General features: G+C 63.2%; 16 protein-coding genes. 14 read left to right on the forward strand and 2 right to left on the reverse strand.

The window, feature by feature from the left end; translation table 11 throughout:
• Complete coding sequence (gene nifJ / locus CWM61_RS04905) at positions 1-3,516, reverse strand: pyruvate:ferredoxin (flavodoxin) oxidoreductase (protein ID WP_100630816.1); 3,516 nt, start codon at positions 3,514-3,516, stop codon at positions 1-3.
• A 403-nt stretch (positions 3,517-3,919) separates the two neighbouring features.
• Here nifJ and nifH point away from each other — a divergent pair, with 403 nt between their 5' ends.
• The 14 genes from nifH (at position 3,920) to nifM (ending at position 17,655) form a co-directional block, all read left to right on the forward strand.
• On the forward strand, positions 3,920-4,801 hold the full coding sequence (nifH, locus tag CWM61_RS04910; RefSeq protein WP_004203553.1) for a nitrogenase iron protein: 882 nt from the start codon (positions 3,920-3,922) through the stop codon (positions 4,799-4,801).
• 16 nt (positions 4,802-4,817) lie between these two features.
• Positions 4,818-6,266, forward strand: a complete 1,449-nt coding sequence (nifD, locus tag CWM61_RS04915; RefSeq protein ID WP_012541112.1) for a nitrogenase molybdenum-iron protein alpha chain — start codon at positions 4,818-4,820, stop codon at positions 6,264-6,266.
• 55 nt (positions 6,267-6,321) lie between these two features.
• Positions 6,322-7,884 carry a nitrogenase molybdenum-iron protein subunit beta gene (nifK, locus tag CWM61_RS04920; RefSeq protein WP_008804133.1) on the forward strand — a complete coding sequence of 521 codons (1,563 nt, stop codon included), beginning with the start codon at positions 6,322-6,324 and terminating at the stop codon, positions 7,882-7,884.
• A 39-nt stretch (positions 7,885-7,923) separates the two neighbouring features.
• A complete protein-coding gene (gene nifT, locus CWM61_RS04925) occupies positions 7,924-8,142 on the forward strand; it encodes a putative nitrogen fixation protein NifT (protein ID WP_100630817.1) in 219 nt (72 codons plus the stop codon).
• A gap of 10 nt (positions 8,143-8,152) precedes the next feature.
• Entirely contained in the window at positions 8,153-8,815 is a 663-nt protein-coding gene (locus CWM61_RS04930; protein WP_100630818.1) for a NifB/NifX family molybdenum-iron cluster-binding protein, read from the forward strand.
• A gap of 703 nt (positions 8,816-9,518) precedes the next feature.
• Positions 9,519-10,892, forward strand: a complete 1,374-nt coding sequence (gene nifE / locus CWM61_RS04935; RefSeq protein WP_100630819.1) for a nitrogenase iron-molybdenum cofactor biosynthesis protein NifE — start codon at positions 9,519-9,521, stop codon at positions 10,890-10,892.
• A 9-nt stretch (positions 10,893-10,901) separates the two neighbouring features.
• Complete coding sequence (gene nifN, locus CWM61_RS04940; protein ID WP_100630820.1) at positions 10,902-12,287, forward strand: nitrogenase iron-molybdenum cofactor biosynthesis protein NifN; 1,386 nt, start codon at positions 10,902-10,904, stop codon at positions 12,285-12,287.
• Entirely contained in the window at positions 12,274-12,744 is a 471-nt protein-coding gene (locus tag CWM61_RS04945) for a NifB/NifX family molybdenum-iron cluster-binding protein (protein WP_008804129.1), read from the forward strand. Before nifN ends, CWM61_RS04945 begins: the two co-directional genes overlap by 14 nt.
• Before the next feature lie 194 nt (positions 12,745-12,938).
• Complete coding sequence (nifU, locus tag CWM61_RS04950; protein ID WP_074385340.1) at positions 12,939-13,778, forward strand: Fe-S cluster assembly protein NifU; 840 nt, start codon at positions 12,939-12,941, stop codon at positions 13,776-13,778.
• 15 nt (positions 13,779-13,793) lie between these two features.
• A complete protein-coding gene (nifS, locus tag CWM61_RS04955; protein ID WP_074385339.1) occupies positions 13,794-14,996 on the forward strand; it encodes a cysteine desulfurase NifS in 1,203 nt (400 codons plus the stop codon).
• A gap of 16 nt (positions 14,997-15,012) precedes the next feature.
• On the forward strand, positions 15,013-16,155 hold the full coding sequence (gene nifV, locus CWM61_RS04960) for a homocitrate synthase (protein WP_100630935.1): 1,143 nt from the start codon (positions 15,013-15,015) through the stop codon (positions 16,153-16,155).
• Between the two features lie 2 nt (positions 16,156-16,157).
• The gene (locus CWM61_RS04965; RefSeq protein ID WP_061153949.1) at positions 16,158-16,415 is read left to right on the forward strand and encodes a nitrogenase-stabilizing/protective protein NifW; all 258 of its coding nucleotides are present in this window, start codon (positions 16,158-16,160) and stop codon (positions 16,413-16,415) included.
• A complete protein-coding gene (locus tag CWM61_RS04970; RefSeq protein ID WP_061153948.1) occupies positions 16,412-16,855 on the forward strand; it encodes a nitrogen fixation protein NifZ in 444 nt (147 codons plus the stop codon). The genes CWM61_RS04965 and CWM61_RS04970 overlap by 4 nt, the downstream gene beginning before the upstream one ends.
• Positions 16,855-17,655 carry a nitrogen fixation protein NifM gene (gene nifM / locus CWM61_RS04975; RefSeq protein WP_100630821.1) on the forward strand — a complete coding sequence of 267 codons (801 nt, stop codon included), beginning with the start codon at positions 16,855-16,857 and terminating at the stop codon, positions 17,653-17,655. Before CWM61_RS04970 ends, nifM begins: the two co-directional genes overlap by 1 nt.
• Before the next feature lie 22 nt (positions 17,656-17,677).
• Here nifM and CWM61_RS04980 read toward each other — a convergent pair whose 3' ends face one another.
• A complete protein-coding gene (locus CWM61_RS04980; protein ID WP_100630822.1) occupies positions 17,678-18,208 on the reverse strand; it encodes a flavodoxin in 531 nt (176 codons plus the stop codon).
• Between the last annotated feature and the right edge of the window lie 288 nt (positions 18,209-18,496).

The following is an 18,496-nucleotide window of genomic DNA, read 5'->3' on the forward strand; positions in this document are numbered from 1 at the left end:
CTACTCCTCTCCCGCCAGCCGCTGATACTGTCTGAAACGGGCCCGGGCATCGTCCTCCGTTTTCCGGAACAACGCGTCCGCCAGATCCGGCGTGGTTTTATGCAGCGCGGCGTAGCGCACCTCGCCGAGTAAAAAGTCGCGGAAACTCTCTTCCGGCTCTTCGGAGTCCAGTATAAACGGCGTTTTGCCCTCGGCTTCCCGCTGCGGATGATAGCGCCACAGGTGCCAGTATCCCGCCTCCACCGCCCGCTTCGCCTCGCGCTGACTGCAGCGCATCCCGGCTTTCAGGCCGTGGTTGATACAGGCGGCATAGGCAATCACCAGCGACGGTCCCGGCCAGGCCTCGGCCTCGGCGATGGCCCGCAGGGTCTGATCTTTATCGGCGCCCATGGCGATCTGGGCGACGTAAACATTGCCGTAGCTCATCGCCATCATGCCGAGATCTTTTTTACGCGTGCGTTTCCCCTGAGCGGCAAATTTGGCGATCGCCGCCACCGGGGTCGACTTGGACGACTGGCCGCCCGTGTTGGAGTAGACCTCGGTATCAAACACCAGAATGTTGACGTCTTCCCCACTGGCCAGCACATGATCGAGGCCGCCGAAGCCGATATCGTAGGCCCAGCCGTCGCCGCCGAAGATCCACTGCGAACGCCGTACGAAATAGTCGCGGTTCTGCCAGAGCTGCTCCAGCAGCGGGACGCCCTCTTTTTCCTCCGCCAGCAACGCACTGAGGCGGTCCGCGCGCTCGCGGGTCCCCTCCCCCTCATCCTGCTGCGCCAGCCACTGCTGCATCGCGGCGTGAAGCGCGTCGCTGACCGGCAGCGCCAGCGCGGCGGTCAGCTCCTCGGCGATCTGTTGGCGGATCGCCTGGCCGCCAAGCATCATGCCGAGACCGAACTCGGCGTTATCCTCAAACAGCGAGTTTGCCCACGCCGGCCCGTGGCCGCGATGGTTGGTGGTATAGGGCATCGAAGGCGCGCTGGCGCCCCAGATCGAAGAGCAGCCGGTGGCGTTGGCGATCAGCATCCGGTCGCCAAACAGCTGGGTAATAAGCCGGGCATAGGGCGTTTCTCCACAGCCCGCGCAGGCGCCGGAAAACTCCAGCAGCGGCGTTTCGAACTGGCTGCCTTTGACCGTCGTTTTGCGAAACGGGTTATCTTTTGGCGCCAGTCCCAGGGCGTAATCCCAGACCGGAGCCATCGCACGCTGGCTGTCGAGGGAGACCATCTGCAGCGCCTTGCCGCGCGACGGGCAGCTCTCCACGCAGTTGCCGCAGCCGGAGCAGTCCAGCGGCGAGATGGCCAGATGATAGTGATAGTCTTTGGCCCCCTGGGCGGGTTTACTCAGCAGCCCGGCGGGCGCCGTGTCCTGCTCTTCAGGGCTCAGTAACGCCGGGCGGATCGCCGCATGCGGGCAGACAAAGGCGCACTGGTTACACTGGGTACAGCCGTCAGGCTGCCAGACCGGCACCTCCAGCGCGATGCCGCGCTTCTCCCAGGCGGCGGTGCCGGAGGGAAAGGTGCCGTCTTCCATCCCGGCGAAGGCGCTCACCGGCAACAGGTCGCCACGCTGGCGGTTCATGGGCTGCAGGATATCGCGGATGAAGTCCGGCATCAGGGTGCTCGCCTGCGGTGCCGGCGCCTCGAGGGTCGCCCAGTGGGCGGGTACCGTCACCCGGTGCAGCGCCGCCATCCCCAGCTCGATAGCCCGCTGGTTCATCTCTATGACGCTCGCCCCTTTGCTGCCATAGCTTTTCTCCACCGCCTGCTTGAGATAGTCTGCCGCCGTTTGCGGATCGATAATCGCCGTCAGCTTAAAGAACGCCGCCTGCATCAGCATGTTAAAGCGCCCACCGAGGCCCAGCTCGCGGGCAATGTCCACCGCATTAAGGGTATAAAAGTCGATCTTTTCCTGCGCCAGATAGCGCCGGACGCTGACCGGCAGGTGCTGCTCCAGCTCTGCCTCGGACCAGCTGCAGTTGAGCAGAAAGGTGCCTCCCGGCTTCAGCCCCTCCAGCAGGTCGTAGCGGTCGACATAGGATTGCTGAGAGCAGGCGATAAAATCGGCCCGGTGGATCAGGTAGGGCGAGGTGATCGGCCGATCGCCAAAGCGCAGGTGCGAAACGGTGATCCCCCCGGACTTTTTCGAGTCGTAGGAAAAGTAGGCCTGGGCGTAGAGTGGCGTGTTATCGCCGATGATCTTGATGGCGCTTTTGTTCGCCCCGACGGTGCCATCCGAGCCCATGCCCCAGAATTTACAGGCGGTGATCCCGGCATGGGAGACCGCCAGCGGTTCCTGCCGGGCGGGCAGCGAGGTAAAAGTGACATCATCGACAATACCCAGGGTAAAGCCGTCCTTCGGCAGCGGCTGTCTGAGGTTGTCAAACACCGCGGCGATATCGTTGGGCAGCACGTCCTTACCGCCGAGCGCGTAGCGGCCGCCGACAATCAGCGGCGCATCGTCGCGTTGATAGAAGGCGTTCTTGACGTCGAGGCACAGCGGTTCCGCCTGCGCCCCCGGCTCCTTGGTGCGGTCAAGGACGGCAATACGCTGCACGCTGGCGGGCAGTTGCGCGAAAAAGTGCGCCAGCGAGAAGGGCCGATAGAGATGGACGCTGAGCAGCCCCACCTTCTCCCCCGCCGCATTCAGCGTCTCCACCACCTCCTGGACGGTGTCGCACACTGAGCCCATGGCGATAATTACCCGCTCGGCATCCGGCGCGCCGTGGTAATTAAACAGGTGATATTCCCGCCCGGTCAGCGCGGTGATCTTCGCCATATAGCTTTCCACCAGATCGGGCAGTGCGAGGTAGAAGCGGTTACCGGCCTCCCGCTCCTGGAAGTAGATATCCGGATTTTGCGCGGTGCCGCGGATCACCGGATGATCCGGGTGCAGCGCCTGCCGACGAAAGCGCTCCAGCGCCGAGCGGTCCAGCAGCGTCGCCAGTTGCTCATACGCCAGCACCTCAATCTTCTGTATTTCGTGCGAGGTGCGAAAGCCGTCGAAGAAATTGATAAACGGGATCCGCCCGGCGATCGCCGTCAGGTGCGCCACTGCCGACAGGTCCATCACCTGCTGAACGTTATTCTCCACCAGCATGGCGCAGCCGGTCTGGCGCACCGCCATCACGTCCTGATGGTCGCCAAAAATATTCAGCGAATTGGTCGCCAGCGCCCGCGCGCTGACGTGAAAAACGCCTGGTAGCAGTTCACCGGCAATTTTGTACAAATTGGGGATCATCAGCAGCAGCCCCTGCGACGCGGTGTAGGTGGTGGTGAGCGCTCCCGCCTGCAGCGCGCCGTGGACCGCCCCGGCGGCACCGGCTTCGGATTGCATTTCCATCAGGCGCACCGGCTGGCCAAACAGGTTCTTTTTTCCCTTGGCAGCCCATTCATCGACATTTTCCGCCATCGGCGTGGAGGGGGTGATGGGGTAGATAGCCGCCACGTCGGTAAAGGCGTAGGAGATCCAGGCCGCCGCCGTGTTGCCATCCATTGTTTTCATGTTTCCGGACATCGTTCAATCCTCAAAGGTGAGCGTTCTCTTTACCGCGGCAGCCCGCGGCAAACCCTGTCACCTCTCCAAGCACAGCCTGTGCCAGCTCGCGGATTGCCACCCGTCGCTTATCAATTCAACAGGTTAAGGGAAGAAACGCGCAGGCCCGTCCGGCGGGATTGCGAGGAATAAGACACTGTGCGCGACAAGCTGTTGAACAGGTGACAAAGCGCCGCGCCGGGCCCGTGGCGGGAAATTGTTCTGTTTCGCACATTTGGTGGCGTTATTGTGCCGTTTGCTCAGCCTCCCGGCGCGGCTGCTTTACAAAAAACCATTATTTATCAAATAACTGAGAAAAAATTCGCAGCTGGTACGTTCCCTGCACTTCTCTGCTGGCAAACACTCAACAACAGGAGAAGTCACCATGACCATGCGTCAATGCGCTATCTACGGTAAAGGCGGTATCGGTAAATCCACCACCACCCAGAATCTCGTCGCGGCCCTCGCCGAGATGGGTAAGAAAGTGATGATCGTCGGCTGCGATCCGAAAGCGGACTCCACCCGTCTGATCCTCCACGCTAAAGCCCAGAACACCATCATGGAGATGGCGGCGGAAGTGGGCTCGGTCGAGGATCTGGAGCTCGAAGACGTGCTGCAAATCGGCTATGGCGATGTCCGTTGCGCCGAATCCGGCGGCCCGGAGCCAGGCGTCGGCTGCGCCGGACGCGGGGTGATCACCGCCATCAACTTCCTCGAAGAAGAAGGCGCCTATGAGGAAGATTTGGATTTCGTCTTCTATGACGTCCTCGGCGACGTGGTCTGCGGCGGCTTCGCCATGCCGATCCGCGAAAACAAAGCCCAGGAGATCTACATCGTCTGCTCCGGCGAGATGATGGCGATGTATGCCGCCAACAATATCTCCAAGGGGATCGTGAAGTACGCCAAATCCGGCAAGGTGCGCCTCGGCGGCCTGATCTGTAACTCGCGCAAAACCGACCGGGAAGACGAACTGATCATCGCCCTGGCGGAGAAGCTTGGCACGCAGATGATCCACTTCGTTCCCCGCGACAACATTGTGCAGCGCGCGGAGATCCGCCGGATGACGGTGATCGAGTACGACCCGACCTGTCAGCAGGCGAATGAATATCGTCAACTGGCGCAGAAGATCGTCAATAACACCAAAAAAGTGGTGCCAACGCCGTGCACCATGGACGAGCTGGAATCGCTGCTGATGGAGTTCGGCATCATGGAAGAAGAAGACACCAGCATCATTGGTAAAACCGCCGCTGAAGAAAACGCGGCCTGAGCACAGGATCCTCACCATGACCAACGCAACAGGCGAACGTAACCTTGCGCTCATCCAGGAAGTCCTGGAGGTGTTTCCCGAAACCGCGCGCAAAGAGCGCAGAAAGCACATGATGATCAGCGATCCGCAGATGGAGAGCGTCGGCAAGTGCATTATCTCGAACCGTAAATCGCAGCCCGGAGTGATGACCGTGCGTGGCTGCGCCTATGCGGGCTCGAAAGGGGTGGTGTTTGGGCCAATCAAAGACATGGCCCATATCTCGCACGGCCCCATCGGCTGCGGCCAGTACTCGCGCGCCGGACGGCGCAACTACTATACCGGCGTCAGCGGCGTCGACAGCTTCGGCACCCTGAACTTCACCTCTGATTTTCAGGAGCGCGATATTGTTTTCGGCGGCGATAAAAAGCTGACCAAACTGATCGAAGAGATGGAGCTACTGTTCCCGCTGACCAAAGGGATCACCATCCAGTCGGAGTGCCCGGTGGGCCTGATCGGCGATGACATCAGCGCCGTGGCCAACGCCAGCAGCAAGGCGCTGGATAAACCGGTGATCCCGGTGCGCTGCGAAGGCTTTCGCGGCGTATCGCAATCGCTGGGCCACCATATCGCCAACGACGTGGTGCGCGACTGGGTGCTGAACAATCGCGAAGGGCAGCCGTTTGCCAGCACCCCGTACGATGTTGCCATCATTGGCGATTACAACATCGGCGGCGACGCCTGGGCCTCGCGCATTCTGCTGGAAGAGATGGGGCTGCGCGTAGTGGCGCAGTGGTCCGGCGACGGCACCCTGGTGGAGATGGAGAACACCCCATTCGTTAAGCTCAACCTCGTCCACTGCTACCGCTCGATGAACTATATCGCCCGCCATATGGAGGAGAAACATCAGATCCCGTGGATGGAATATAACTTCTTCGGCCCGACCAAAATCGCCGAATCGCTGCGCAAGATCGCCGATCAATTTGATGACACCATTCGCGCCAATGCGGAAGCGGTGATCGCCAAATATGAGGGGCAGATGGCGGCCATCATCGCCAAATATCGCCCGCGGCTGGAGGGGCGCAAAGTGCTGCTGTATATGGGGGGGCTGCGGCCGCGCCACGTCATCGGCGCCTATGAGGATCTCGGGATGGAGATCATCGCCGCCGGCTACGAGTTTGCCCATAACGATGATTACGACCGCACCCTGCCGGACCTGAAAGAGGGCACCCTGCTGTTTGACGATGCCAGCAGCTATGAGCTGGAGGCCTTCGTCAAAGCGCTGAAACCTGACCTCATCGGCTCCGGGATCAAAGAGAAATATATCTTCCAGAAAATGGGGGTGCCGTTCCGCCAGATGCACTCCTGGGACTATTCCGGCCCCTATCACGGCTATGACGGCTTCGCCATCTTTGCCCGCGATATGGATATGACCCTGAACAATCCGGCGTGGAACGAACTGACTGCCCCGTGGCTGAAGTCTGCGTGATTGCCCCTTCACTGTCCCGTCAGTCCACCGATTTGTGGCGCGGGAGGAGAACACCATGAGCCAAACGATCGATAAAATTCACAGCTGTTATCCGCTGTTTGAACAGGATGAATACCAGACCCTGTTCCAGAATAAAAAGACCCTTGAAGAGGCGCACGACGCGCAGCGTGTGCAGGAGGTTTTTGCCTGGACCACCACCGCCGAGTATGAAGCGCTGAACTTCCAGCGCGAGGCGCTGACCGTCGACCCGGCCAAAGCCTGCCAGCCGCTCGGCGCCGTACTCTGCGCGCTGGGGTTCGCCGGCACCCTGCCCTACGTGCACGGCTCCCAGGGCTGCGTCGCCTATTTTCGCACCTACTTTAACCGCCATTTTAAAGAGCCGGTCGCCTGCGTCTCCGACTCCATGACCGAGGACGCGGCGGTGTTCGGCGGCAACAACAACATGAATCTGGGCCTGCAGAATGCCAGCGCGCTGTATAAACCCGAGATTATCGCCGTCTCCACCACCTGTATGGCCGAGGTGATCGGTGACGATCTGCAGGCGTTTATCGCCAACGCCAAAAAAGAGGGATTTGTTGACGACAGCATCGCCATTCCTTACGCCCATACCCCCAGCTTTATCGGCAGCCATGTCACCGGCTGGGACAATATGTTTGAAGGGTTCGCGAAGACCTTTACCGCTGACTACGCCGGGCAGCCGGGCAAACAGCAAAAGCTCAATCTGGTGACCGGATTTGAGACCTATCTCGGCAACTTCCGCGTGCTGAAGCGGATGATGGCGCAGATGGATGTCCCGTGCAGCCTGCTCTCCGACCCTTCAGAGGTACTCGACACCCCCGCCGACGGCCATTACCGGATGTATGCCGGCGGCACCAGCCAGCAGGAGATCAAAACCGCGCCGGACGCCATTGACACCCTGCTGCTGCAGCCGTGGCAACTGGTGAAAAGCAAAAAGGTGGTTCAGGAGATGTGGAACCAGCCCGCCACCGAGGTGGCCGTTCCGCTGGGCCTGGCCGCCACCGATGCGCTGCTAATGACCGTCAGTCAGCTGACCGGCAAACCGATTGCCGATGCCCTGACCCTGGAGCGCGGCCGGCTGGTCGACATGATGCTGGACTCCCACACCTGGCTGCATGGCAAAAAATTCGGTCTCTACGGCGATCCGGATTTCGTGATGGGGCTGACGCGCTTCCTGCTGGAGCTGGGCTGCGAGCCGACGGTGATCCTCAGCCATAACGCCAATAAACGCTGGCAAAAAGCGATGAAGAAAATGCTTGATGCCTCGCCGTACGGTCAGGAAAGCGAAGTGTTCATCAACTGCGACCTGTGGCACTTCCGGTCGCTGATGTTCACCCGTCAGCCGGACTTTATGATCGGTAACTCCTACGGCAAGTTTATCCAGCGCGATACCCTGGCGAAGGGCAAAGCCTTCGAAGTACCGCTGATCCGTCTTGGCTTTCCGCTGTTCGACCGCCATCACCTGCACCGCCAGACTACATGGGGCTATGAAGGCGCAATGAACATCGTCACGACGCTGGTGAACGCCGTGCTGGAAAAACTGGACCACGACACCAGCCAGTTGGGCAAAACCGATTACAGCTTCGACCTCGTTCGTTAACCATCAGGCGCCCCGCCGCAGGCGGGGCCAGGAGGGAGTATGCCCATCGTGATTTTCCGTGAGCGCGGCGAGGCGCTGTATGCCTATATCGCCAAACAGGATCTGGAGGCCCGGGTGCTCCAGGTCGAACATGACGAGACGGAGCGCTGGGGCGGCGCGATTGCCCTTGAAGGGGGACGTCGCTACTACGTCAATCCGCAGCCGGGGCGCCCCGTCTTCCCGATAAGCCTGCGCGCCACCCGCAGCACGCTGCTATAAGGAGCTGGAAATGTCCGACAACGATACCCTTTTCTGGCGTCTGCTGGCGCTGTTCCAGACGCTGCCGGAGCTGCAGCCGGTGCAAGTCGTCGACTGGCTGGCGCAGGAGTGCGGCGAAACGTTGACCCCGGCACGGTTAACCACCCTGACGCAGCCTCAGCTGGCCGCCAGCTTTCCTTCGGCGACGGCGGTGATGTCCCCGGCCCGCTGGGCGCGGGTCATCGCCTGCCTGCAGGGGGTGCTGCCCGGCCATTTGCGCATCGCCCGCCACCCTCAGCGAACGCCGCAGCTGCGGGTCGCTTTTTGCTCGCAGGATGGTCTGGCCATCAATGGTCATTTTGGCCAGAACCGGCTGTTTTTTATCTATGCCTTCGATGACCAGGGCGGCTGGCTGGCGGATCTGCGCCGCTATGCCTCTTCTTCTGCGGCGTCGGACGCCAGCGAGATGCGCGCCAGGCTGCTGGAGGATTGCCATCTGCTGTTTTGTCAGGAGATTGGCGGGCCTGCCGCCGCGAGGTTGATCCGCCATCAGATCCATCCGATGAAAGCGCCGCCGGGCACGACGATTCAGGCGCAGTGCGAGGCGGTGAGCGCGATGCTGGCCGGCCGGCTGCCGCCGTGGCTGGCGAAGCGCCTCAACCGGGATAACCCTCTGGAGGAACGTGTTTTTTAATCGTTGCGTTTTACTTGTTGCCCGCCGACCCCGCGGGCTTTTTTTTGCCCCCGCAGGGGCATCCTTTCTTTCAGCAAGGCAAGCGCCGCAGGACAGGGACAAAAGTAACAGCGGGGGGTTGGGCGCATCAGGAAATGTTGAGCTTGCTCCCCGCCGACCCCGCGGGCTTTTTTTGCCCCCGCAGGGGCATCCTTTCTTTCAGCAAGGCAAGCGCCGCAGGACAGGGACAAAAGTAACAGCCGGGGGTTGGGCGCATCAGGAAAATTGGCGAGAACGCAGGCGCGCATCCAGGACTGGCCGCCAGGACGGCGGCCAGAGGGCGGTCGAGACAAGGATGTCGAGTCCGCCCGTTCCGCCAGATGAAGCCGGAGTGGAGCGAACCGCGCAGCGGCAATTTTCAGCGCCATGCGGGGGGTCATGGGGGGCGGGCGAAACGCCCCCCATGCCGTTCACCCGCAGAGGGTGCGATGAAATAGAGAGGAAGGTCGGTGAACGGAATATTCCACCTTATCGACCTTTCCCACCATGAACGAATGCCTGGCCTGGCTCTGAATAGCGGCACGAGGCAACATTTGCCTTCCCCCTGTCCGATTGTTGCCTTTGTCGCAAAACCCACAACCCTTTTTCCTTAAAAATCAATCCCCCTCCCCCTGGAGCGCGAATTGCATCACCTCTCCGGTCTCCCACCGTCAACGAGGTCACTATGAAGGGAAAGGAAATTCTGGCGCTGCTGGACGAACCCGCCTGCGAGCACAACCAGAAGCAAAAATCCGGCTGCAGCGCCCCTAAGCCCGGCGCTACCGCCGGCGGCTGCGCCTTCGACGGCGCGCAGATAACGCTCCTGCCCATCGCCGACGTCGCGCACCTGGTGCACGGCCCCATCGGCTGCGCGGGCAGCTCGTGGGATAACCGCGGCAGCGTCAGCGCCGGCCCGGCCCTCAACCGGCTCGGCTTTACCACCGATCTTAACGAACAGGATGTGATTATGGGCCGCGGTGAACGCCGCCTGTTCCACGCCGTGCGTCACATCGTCGACCGCTATCATCCGGCGGCGGTCTTTATCTACAACACCTGCGTACCGGCGATGGAGGGGGATGACCTGGAGGCCGTCTGCCAGGCCGCGCAAACCGCCACCGGCGTCCCGGTCATCGCCATTGACGCCGCCGGTTTCTACGGCAGTAAAAACCTTGGCAACCGAATGGCGGGCGACGTGATGCTCAGGCAGGTGATTGGCCAGCGCGAACCCGCCCCGTGGCCGGACAACACGCCCTTTGCCCCGGCCCAGCGCCACGATATCGGCCTGATTGGCGAATTCAATATCGCCGGCGAGTTCTGGCAGGTCCAGCCGCTGCTGGATGAGCTGGGGATCCGCGTCCTCGGCAGCCTCTCCGGCGACGGCCGCTTTGCCGAGATCCAGACCCTGCACCGGGCGCAGGCCAATATGCTGGTCTGCTCGCGCGCGCTGATCAACGTCGCCCGGGGGCTGGAGCTGCGCTACGGCACGCCGTGGTTTGAAGGCAGCTTCTACGGGATCCGCGCTACTTCCGACGCCTTGCGCCAGCTGGCGACGCTGCTGGGGGATGACGACCTGCGCCGCCGCACCGACGCGCTGATCGCCCGCGAAGAGCAGGCGGCGGAGCAAGCCCTGGCGCCGTGGCGCGAGCAGCTCCGCGGGCGCAAAGTGCTGCTCTATACCGGCGGCGTGAAATCCTGGTCGGTGGTATCGGCTCTGCAGGATCTCGGCATGACCGTGGTCGCCACCGGCACGCGGAAATCCACCGAGGAGGACAAACAGCGGATCCGTGAGCTGATGGGCGACGAGGCGGTGATGCTTGAGGAGGGCAATGCCCGCACCCTGCTCGACGTGGTGTACCGCTATCAGGCCGACCTGATGATCGCCGGCGGACGCAATATGTACACCGCCTGGAAAGCCCGGCTGCCGTTTCTCGATATCAATCAGGAGCGCGAGCACGCCTACGCCGGCTACCAGGGCATCATCACCCTCGCCCGCCAGCTCTGTCTGACCCTCGCCAGCCCCGTCTGGCCGCAAACGCATGCCCGCGCCCCGTGGTGCTAGGAGAACACCATGGCAGATATTATCCGCAGTGAAAAACCGCTGGCGGTGAGCCCAATTAAAACCGGGCAACCGCTCGGGGCAATCCTCGCCAGCCTCGGGCTGGCCCAGGCCATCCCGCTGGTCCACGGCGCCCAGGGCTGCAGCGCCTTCGCCAAAGTTTTCTTTATTCAGCATTTCCATGACCCGGTGCCGCTGCAGTCGACGGCCATGGACCCGACCGCCACGATCATGGGGGCCGACGGCAATATCTTCACCGCGCTCGACACCCTCTGCCAGCGCCACAGCCCGCAGGCTATCGTGCTGCTCAGCACCGGTCTGGCGGAAGCGCAGGGCAGCGATATCGCCCGGGTGGTGCGCCAGTTTCGCGAGGCGCATCCGCGCCATAACGGCGTGGCGATCCTCACCGTCAATACCCCGGATTTTTTTGGCTCTATGGAAAACGGCTACAGCGCGGTGATCGAGAGCGTGATCGAGCAGTGGGTCGCGCCGACGCCGCGTCCAGGGCAGCGGCCCCGGCGGGTCAACCTGCTGGTCAGCCACCTCTGTTCGCCAGGGGATATCGAATGGCTGAGCCGCTGCGTGGAGGCCTTTGGCCTGCAGCCGGTGATCCTGCCGGACCTCTCGCAGTCAATGGATGGCCACCTCGGTCAGGGGGATTTTACGCCCCTGACCCAGGGCGGCGCCTCGCTGCGCCAGATTGCACAGATGGGCCAGAGTCTGGGCAGTTTCGCCATTGGCGTGTCGCTCCAGCGGGCGGCATCGCTCCTGACCCAGCGCAGCCGCGGCGACGTGATCGCCCTGCCGCACCTGATGACCCTCGACCACTGCGATACCTTTATCCATCAGCTGGCGAAGATGTCCGGACGCCGCGTACCGGCCTGGATTGAGCGCCAGCGCGGCCAGCTGCAGGATGCGATGATCGACTGCCATATGTGGCTTCAGGGCCAGCGTATGGCGATGGCGGCGGAGGGCGACCTGCTGGCGGCGTGGTGTGATTTCGCCCGCAGCCAGGGGATGCAGCCCGGCCCGCTGGTCGCCCCCACCAGCCACCCCAGCCTGCGCCAGCTGCCGGTCGAGCAAGTCGTGCCGGGGGATCTTGAGGATCTGCAGCAGCTGCTGAGCCACCAACCCGCCGATCTGCTGGTGGCTAACTCTCACGCCCGCGATCTGGCGGAGCAGTTTGCCCTGCCGCTGATCCGCGTCGGTTTTCCCCTCTTCGACCGGCTCGGTGAGTTTCGTCGGGTCCGCCAGGGGTACGCCGGCATGCGAGATACGCTGTTTGAGCTGGCCAATCTGCTGCGCGACCGCCATCACCACACCGCCCTCTACCGCTCGCCGCTTCGTCAGGGCGCCGATCCCCAGCCGGCTTCAGGAGACGCTTATGCCGCCCATTAACCGTCAGTTTGATATGGTCCACGCCGACGAGTGGTCGATGAAAGTCGCCTTCGCCAGCTCCGATTACCGCCACGTCGATCAGCATTTCGGCGCCACGCCGCGGCTGGTGGTCTACGGCGTCAAAGCCGACCGGGTCACCCTGCTGCGGGTGGTGGAGTTCCCGGTCGCCAGCGGTCACCAGACCGAGAAGATAGCCGAGCGCATCCATGCCCTTGAGGATTGCGTCACCCTGTTCTGCGTGGCGATTGGCGAGGCGGTTTTTCGCCAGCTGCTGCAGGTGGGCGTCCGCGCCGAACGCGTCCCCGACCAGACCACCATCCTCGGCTTGCTGCAGGAGATCCAACTCTCCTGGTATGAAAAAGCGCAGCGCCGCAGCGCGCGGCAACGCGATCCGCAGCGCTTTAACCGCCTGCTGGAGGAGCCGGCGTGGCGGGAGGAGCCCGACCCGCTCCCCTGATCCTGTCGTTTATGTGACAAAGCCCACAAAACGCCACAACAGTGTCGGCCCTGTCGGGGGCGCTTAACCCGCCAGGTCATTAACAAATAAGGTTTTTATGCGTTGGTATCGCAATTGCTTGGGGGTCAGTACCACCGCCAGTCTGCGGTGTACCGCGCCCCGGCGTTTTCGTCATCATCCCTGGAGCTGACAGCATGTGGAACTACTCCGAGAAAGTGAAAGACCATTTTTTTCATCCCCGCAACGCGCGCGTGGTCGACAACGCCAACGCGGTGGGCGATGTGGGTTCATTAAGCTGCGGCGATGCGCTGCGCCTGATGCTGCGGGTTGATCCGCAGACCGAGATCATCGAGGAGGCGGGCTTCCAGACCTTCGGCTGCGGCAGCGCCATCGCCTCCTCTTCCGCGCTGACGGAGCTGATTATCGGCCACACCCTGACCGAAGCCGGGCAGATCACCAACCAGCAGATCGCCGACTACCTCGACGGTCTGCCGCCGGAAAAAATGCACTGCTCGGTGATGGGCCAGGAAGCACTGCGCGCGGCCATCGCCCATTTTCGCGGCGAAAGCCTTGAGGAGGAGCATGAGGAGGGCAAACTGATCTGTAAATGCTTCGGCGTCGACGAAGGACATATTCGCCGGGCCGTGGTGAACAACGGCCTGACCACCCTCGAGGAAGTGATCAACTACACCAAAGCCGGCGGCGGCTGCACCGCCTGCCATGAAAAAATTGAGCTGGCGCTGGCGGCGATCCTCGCCCAACAGCCTCCGGCCCCCCTGCCGGTGGAGACGGCCCACGATGCGCACTGGCAAAGCGTGGTCGATACCATCAACGAACTGCGCCCGCACATTCAGGCCGACGGCGGCGACATGACGTTGCTCAACGTCACCCCGCGTCAGGTGACCGTCAGCCTCTCCGGCAGCTGCAGCGGCTGCATGATGACCGACATGACCCTCGCCTGGCTGCAGCAAAAGCTGATGGAGCGCACCGGAAGTTACATGGACGTGGTGGCGGCCCCGGCCGCGGTTAACTAACCCAAGGGGGATACGATGAAACCTGTTTATCTTGATAACAACGCCACCACCCGTCTCGACCCGATGGTTCTCGACGCGATGATGCCCTTTTTAACCGACTTTTACGGCAACCCTTCGTCGATACACGATTTTGGTCTGCCGGCGCAGGCGGCCCTTGAACGGGCGCACCAGCAGGTGGCCACCCTGCTCGGGGCCGACTACCCCAGCGAGATCATCTTTACCTCCTGCGCCACCGAGGCCACCACCACCGCCATCGCCTCGGCCGTGGCCCTGATGCCGGAGCGGCGCGAGATCATCACCAGCGCGGTCGAACATCCCGCCACTCTGGCGGTGTGTGAGCAGCTGGAGCGCCAGGGATACCTGATCCACCGTATCGCCGTGGATCAGCAGGGCGCCCTGGATATGGTGCAGTTTCGGGCGGCGCTTAGCCCACGCGTGGCGCTGGTCAGCATCATGTGGGCCAATAACGAAACCGGCGTCATGTTCCCGGTGCCCGAACTGGCGGAGCTGGCTCATGAGCAGGGCGCGCTGTTTCACTGCGACGCGGTGCAGGTGGTGGGCAAAATCCCGATGGCGCTCAGCCAGACGCGGATCGATATGCTCTCCTGCTCGGCGCATAAATTCCACGGCCCCAAAGGAGTGGGCTGCCTCTGGCTACGACGGGGAACGCGTTTTCGCCCGCTGCTGCGCGGCGGCCACCAGGCGCATGGCCGGCGGGCCGGTACGGAAAATATCAGCGGCATTGTCGGAATGGGCGCTGCCAGCGAGCTGGCGCAGGTTCATCTGCCGGGCATGGCGCAGATTAGCCAGCTGCGCGATCGTCTTGAACAGCATCTCCAGGCCACTATCCCGGCGGTGACGGTGATGGGCGGCAGCCAGCCGCGGGTGCCCGGTACCCTCAATCTGGCCTTCGAGTGTATCGAGGGTGAGGCAATCCTGCTGCTGATGAATCAGGCCGGGATCGCCGCCTCCAGCGGCAGCGCCTGCACCTCCGGCTCGCTGGAGCCGTCGCACGTCATGCGGGCGATGAATATCCCCTACACCGCGGCCCACGGCACCATCCGCTTCTCCCTCTCACGCTATACCCGGGAAAAAGAGATCGACTATGTCATCGCCACCCTGCCGTCGGTTATCGACCGGCTGCGCGCTCTGTCGCCCTACTGGCGACAGGGTCAGCCGCACCTGCAGGATGGCGCCTTCACGCCGGTCTACGGCTAAGGCGGGGGAGACAATGATGGGACGCGTACTGATTAACGACACCACCCTGCGCGATGGTGAACAGAGCCCCGGCGTGGCCTTTCAGGCCAGCGAAAAGATCGCCATCGCCGAGGCGCTGTACGCGGCGGGGATCGAGGCCATGGAGGTCGGCACCCCGGCGATGGGCGAGGAGGAGTGCGCCCGCATCCGGCAGGTGCGCCGACAGCTCCCGGGCGCCACGCTGATGACCTGGTGCCGGATGCAGGCGGGAGAAATTCGCCAGAGCGCCGACCTGGGCATGAACTGGGTGGATATCTCCATCCCCGCCTCCGACAAGCTGCGACAGTACAAACTGCGCGAAGGCTTACCGCTGTTGCTGGAGCGGCTGGCGGCCCTGATCCACCTCGCCCACACCCTTGGCCTGAAGGTCTGCATTGGCTGTGAGGACGCCTCGCGAGCCAGCGACGCGACGCTGCAGGACATTGCCCGCCTGGCCCGGGAGGCGGGAGCCACCCGTCTGCGCTATGCCGATACCGTCGGTATCCTCGACCCGTTCACCACCGCGGCGCAGATCACCGCCCTGCGCCGCGTCTGGCCCGGCGAACTCGAAATGCACGCCCATAACGATCTGGGTCTGGCCACCGCCAACACCCTGGCGGCGGTGCGCGCCGGGGCCACCAGCGTCAACACCACCGTGCTGGGCCTGGGCGAACGCGCGGGCAATGCGGCGCTGGAAACCGTGGCGCTCGGGCTGGAGCGCTGCCTGGGCGTCGAGACCGGCGTGCGTTTCACCGCCCTGCCGGCGCTGTGCGAGCAGGTGGCCCTTGCCACCCGCCGCCCGGTGGATCCCCAGCAGCCGCTGGTGGGCGAGCTGGTTTTTACCCACGAATCCGGCGTGCATGTTGCGGCACTGCTGCGCGACAGCGAGAGCTATCAGGCGATCGACCCCGCCCTGCTGGGCCGCGGCTATCGGCTGGTGCTGGGCAAACACTCCGGTCGCCAGGCGGTTAACGGCGTCTTCGATCGAATGGGCTATCACCTGACGTCAGCGCAAATTGACCAGCTGCTGCCAGCGCTCCGTCGCTTTGCCGAAAACGGCAAACGCAGCCCGCGGGATGATGAGCTGGCGGCAATCTACCACGCGCTTTGCGGCGCCGAAACGCTGCAGGCCAGGGGGTGAGTATGGAGTGGTTTTATCAGATCCCCGGCGTGGGCGACCTGCGCTCCGCCGATGCGTTCTTTCAGTTTTTCGCCGTTCCCTACCAGCCCGAGCGCCTGGCCCACTGCAGCCTGCCGGTGCTGGCCACCTTTCACCGCAAGCTGAAGGCGGAAGTGCCTCTGCTCAACCAGCTGGAGGAGAACCCGCGAGCGCACTGGCTGCTGGCGCGCCGACTGCTGGCGGAGAGTTATCAGCAACAGTTCGAGGAGAACACGCCATGAGACCCCAATTTACCTTTAGCGAAGCGGTCCGCGTCGTGCGCGCCATCCGTAACGATGGCACCTATGCGGGCCTGCCGTCCGGCGCCCTGCTGGTGCGCCGGGGCAGCATCGGCTATGTCCGCGACTGGGGGGTATTCTTGCAGGACCAGATCATCTACCAGATCCACTTCCCGGACTGCGACCGGGTGGTCGGCTGCCGCGAACAGGAGCTGATTGCCGGCGATCGACCCTGGCTGGCCGGCAATCTGCAGTATGGCGATAGCGTAATCTGTCAGACGGCGCTGGCGATGCAGGGCGAGATGGTGGTCAGCGTCGGGCAGTTGGGGCGCATCGAAGCCACCGACCGGGGCGAGCATGGCGACGGCTATATCGTCGACTTCGGCGGCCGCTGGTTCCAGGTCCCGGTAAGCGCGCTGGCGCTGGCAGAGGAGGAAGAATAATGGAGCCATGGCAACGATTTGGCCGGCAGCGGCTGGCGCAGAGCCGCTGGAACTGCGAGCCGGCGGCCATCGACGCGGTCGACCGGCAGGCCTTCGAGGCGGCCTGGCAGCGCCAGGCCCAGATGGAGCAGCTCATCGTCGCCCAAATTGCGCCGGAGGCGATCCCCGCCGCGCTGCTGGAGGGCCTCGCCACTTCGCTGGGCACCTGGCTGGATGAGGGAGGATTTACGCCAGCGGAACGGGCGGCGATCGTCCTGCACCACGCCCGGCTGGAAACCGCCTTCGCCGGGATTGCCAGCCAGGCGCCGCGGCCGGATCCCGCCACGGTGCAGGCCTGGTATCTGCAGCATCAGGCGCAGTTTATGCGCCCGGAACAGCGCCTGACCCGCCATCTGCTGCTCACCGTCGATGGCGACGACCAGGCGATTTACTCGCGCATACGGGAGCTTCATGGGCAAATCGAAGCCTCTCGTGAGGCGTTTGCGTCGCTGGCCCAGCGACACTCCCACTGCCCGAGCGCGCTGGACGGCGGACTGCTGGGCTGGATCGGCCGGGGGTTGCTCTATCCGCAGCTGGAGGAGGCGCTGTTTGCGCTGGAGGAAAATGCGCTGAGCGCGCCGGTGGCCAGTGAGCTCGGCTGGCATCTGATCTGGTGTGAGGCCATTCGCCCTGCCGCGCCGATGACGCCTGAGCAGGCGCTGGAAAGCGCCCACGATTACCTCAGTCAACAGAGCCAGCGACGCCACCAGCGCCAGTGGCTGGCCGAGATGTTAGCGCGCCAGCCGGGGCTGTGCGGGTAGCCGACAGGCTACCCGCCATCGCCTACAGCAGATGCGGTTTAATCTCCTCAAGCCAGGTCGCCAGACGCGCGTCGGTCTCGTCGAACTGGTTATCCTGGTCCAGCACCAGCCCGACAAAGCGATCCCCCTCCAGCGCCGATGAGGCGCTGAACTCATATCCCTCGTTCGGCCAGCTGCCGATCATCGACGCCCCGCGGGCGCGCAGGGCGTCGTACAGCGGCCGCAGCCCGCTGGCGAAGTTATCCGGATAGCCACGCTGATCGCCGAGACCAAACAGCGCCACCGTTTTTCCCTGCAGGCTGACGTCGCCGAGGTTGCGGATAAACTCGGCCCACGACTCGCTCTCGCCCCCGGCCTCAAGGCCCGGCAGCTGGCCGTCGCCCAGCGTCGGCGTCCCCAGCAGCAGGGCCGGGTAGGCCAGCAGGTCCGCCAGCGTGGCGCGGTTGATATTGACCGGGGCGGCGGCGGCCTCCCCCAGCTGCTTGTGGATCAGTTTCGCGATCTTGCGGGTTTTACCGGTATCGGTACCAAAGAAAATGCCAATGTTCGCCATAGTACGCTCCTGTCGGAATGGTGTTGAAAAAAGGAATGACGACAGAGGTATTGCGAAGGCTGTGCCAGGTTGCCCTGCACCGCGACGGCCCATCCCTGCCCCATCAGGATCGCTTCGCCTCACAATGCCGCGCGCCAAAGGCGCCCCCGGCGGGGCGAAAGGTAAAAATCCGTGAATTTTCCCCCTGTCGGATCAATGTTTCGCGTGGTCGTTCCGATAAGGGCGCACACTTTGCATGGTTATCCGGGTTCGGCTTACCCCGCCGCGTTCCGCGCACGGTGTCGGACA

Origin of the sequence: Klebsiella sp. K-Nf6, assembly GCF_002806655.1 — a bacterium.
Classification (GTDB): Bacteria; Pseudomonadota; Gammaproteobacteria; order Enterobacterales; family Enterobacteriaceae; genus Klebsiella; species Klebsiella variicola.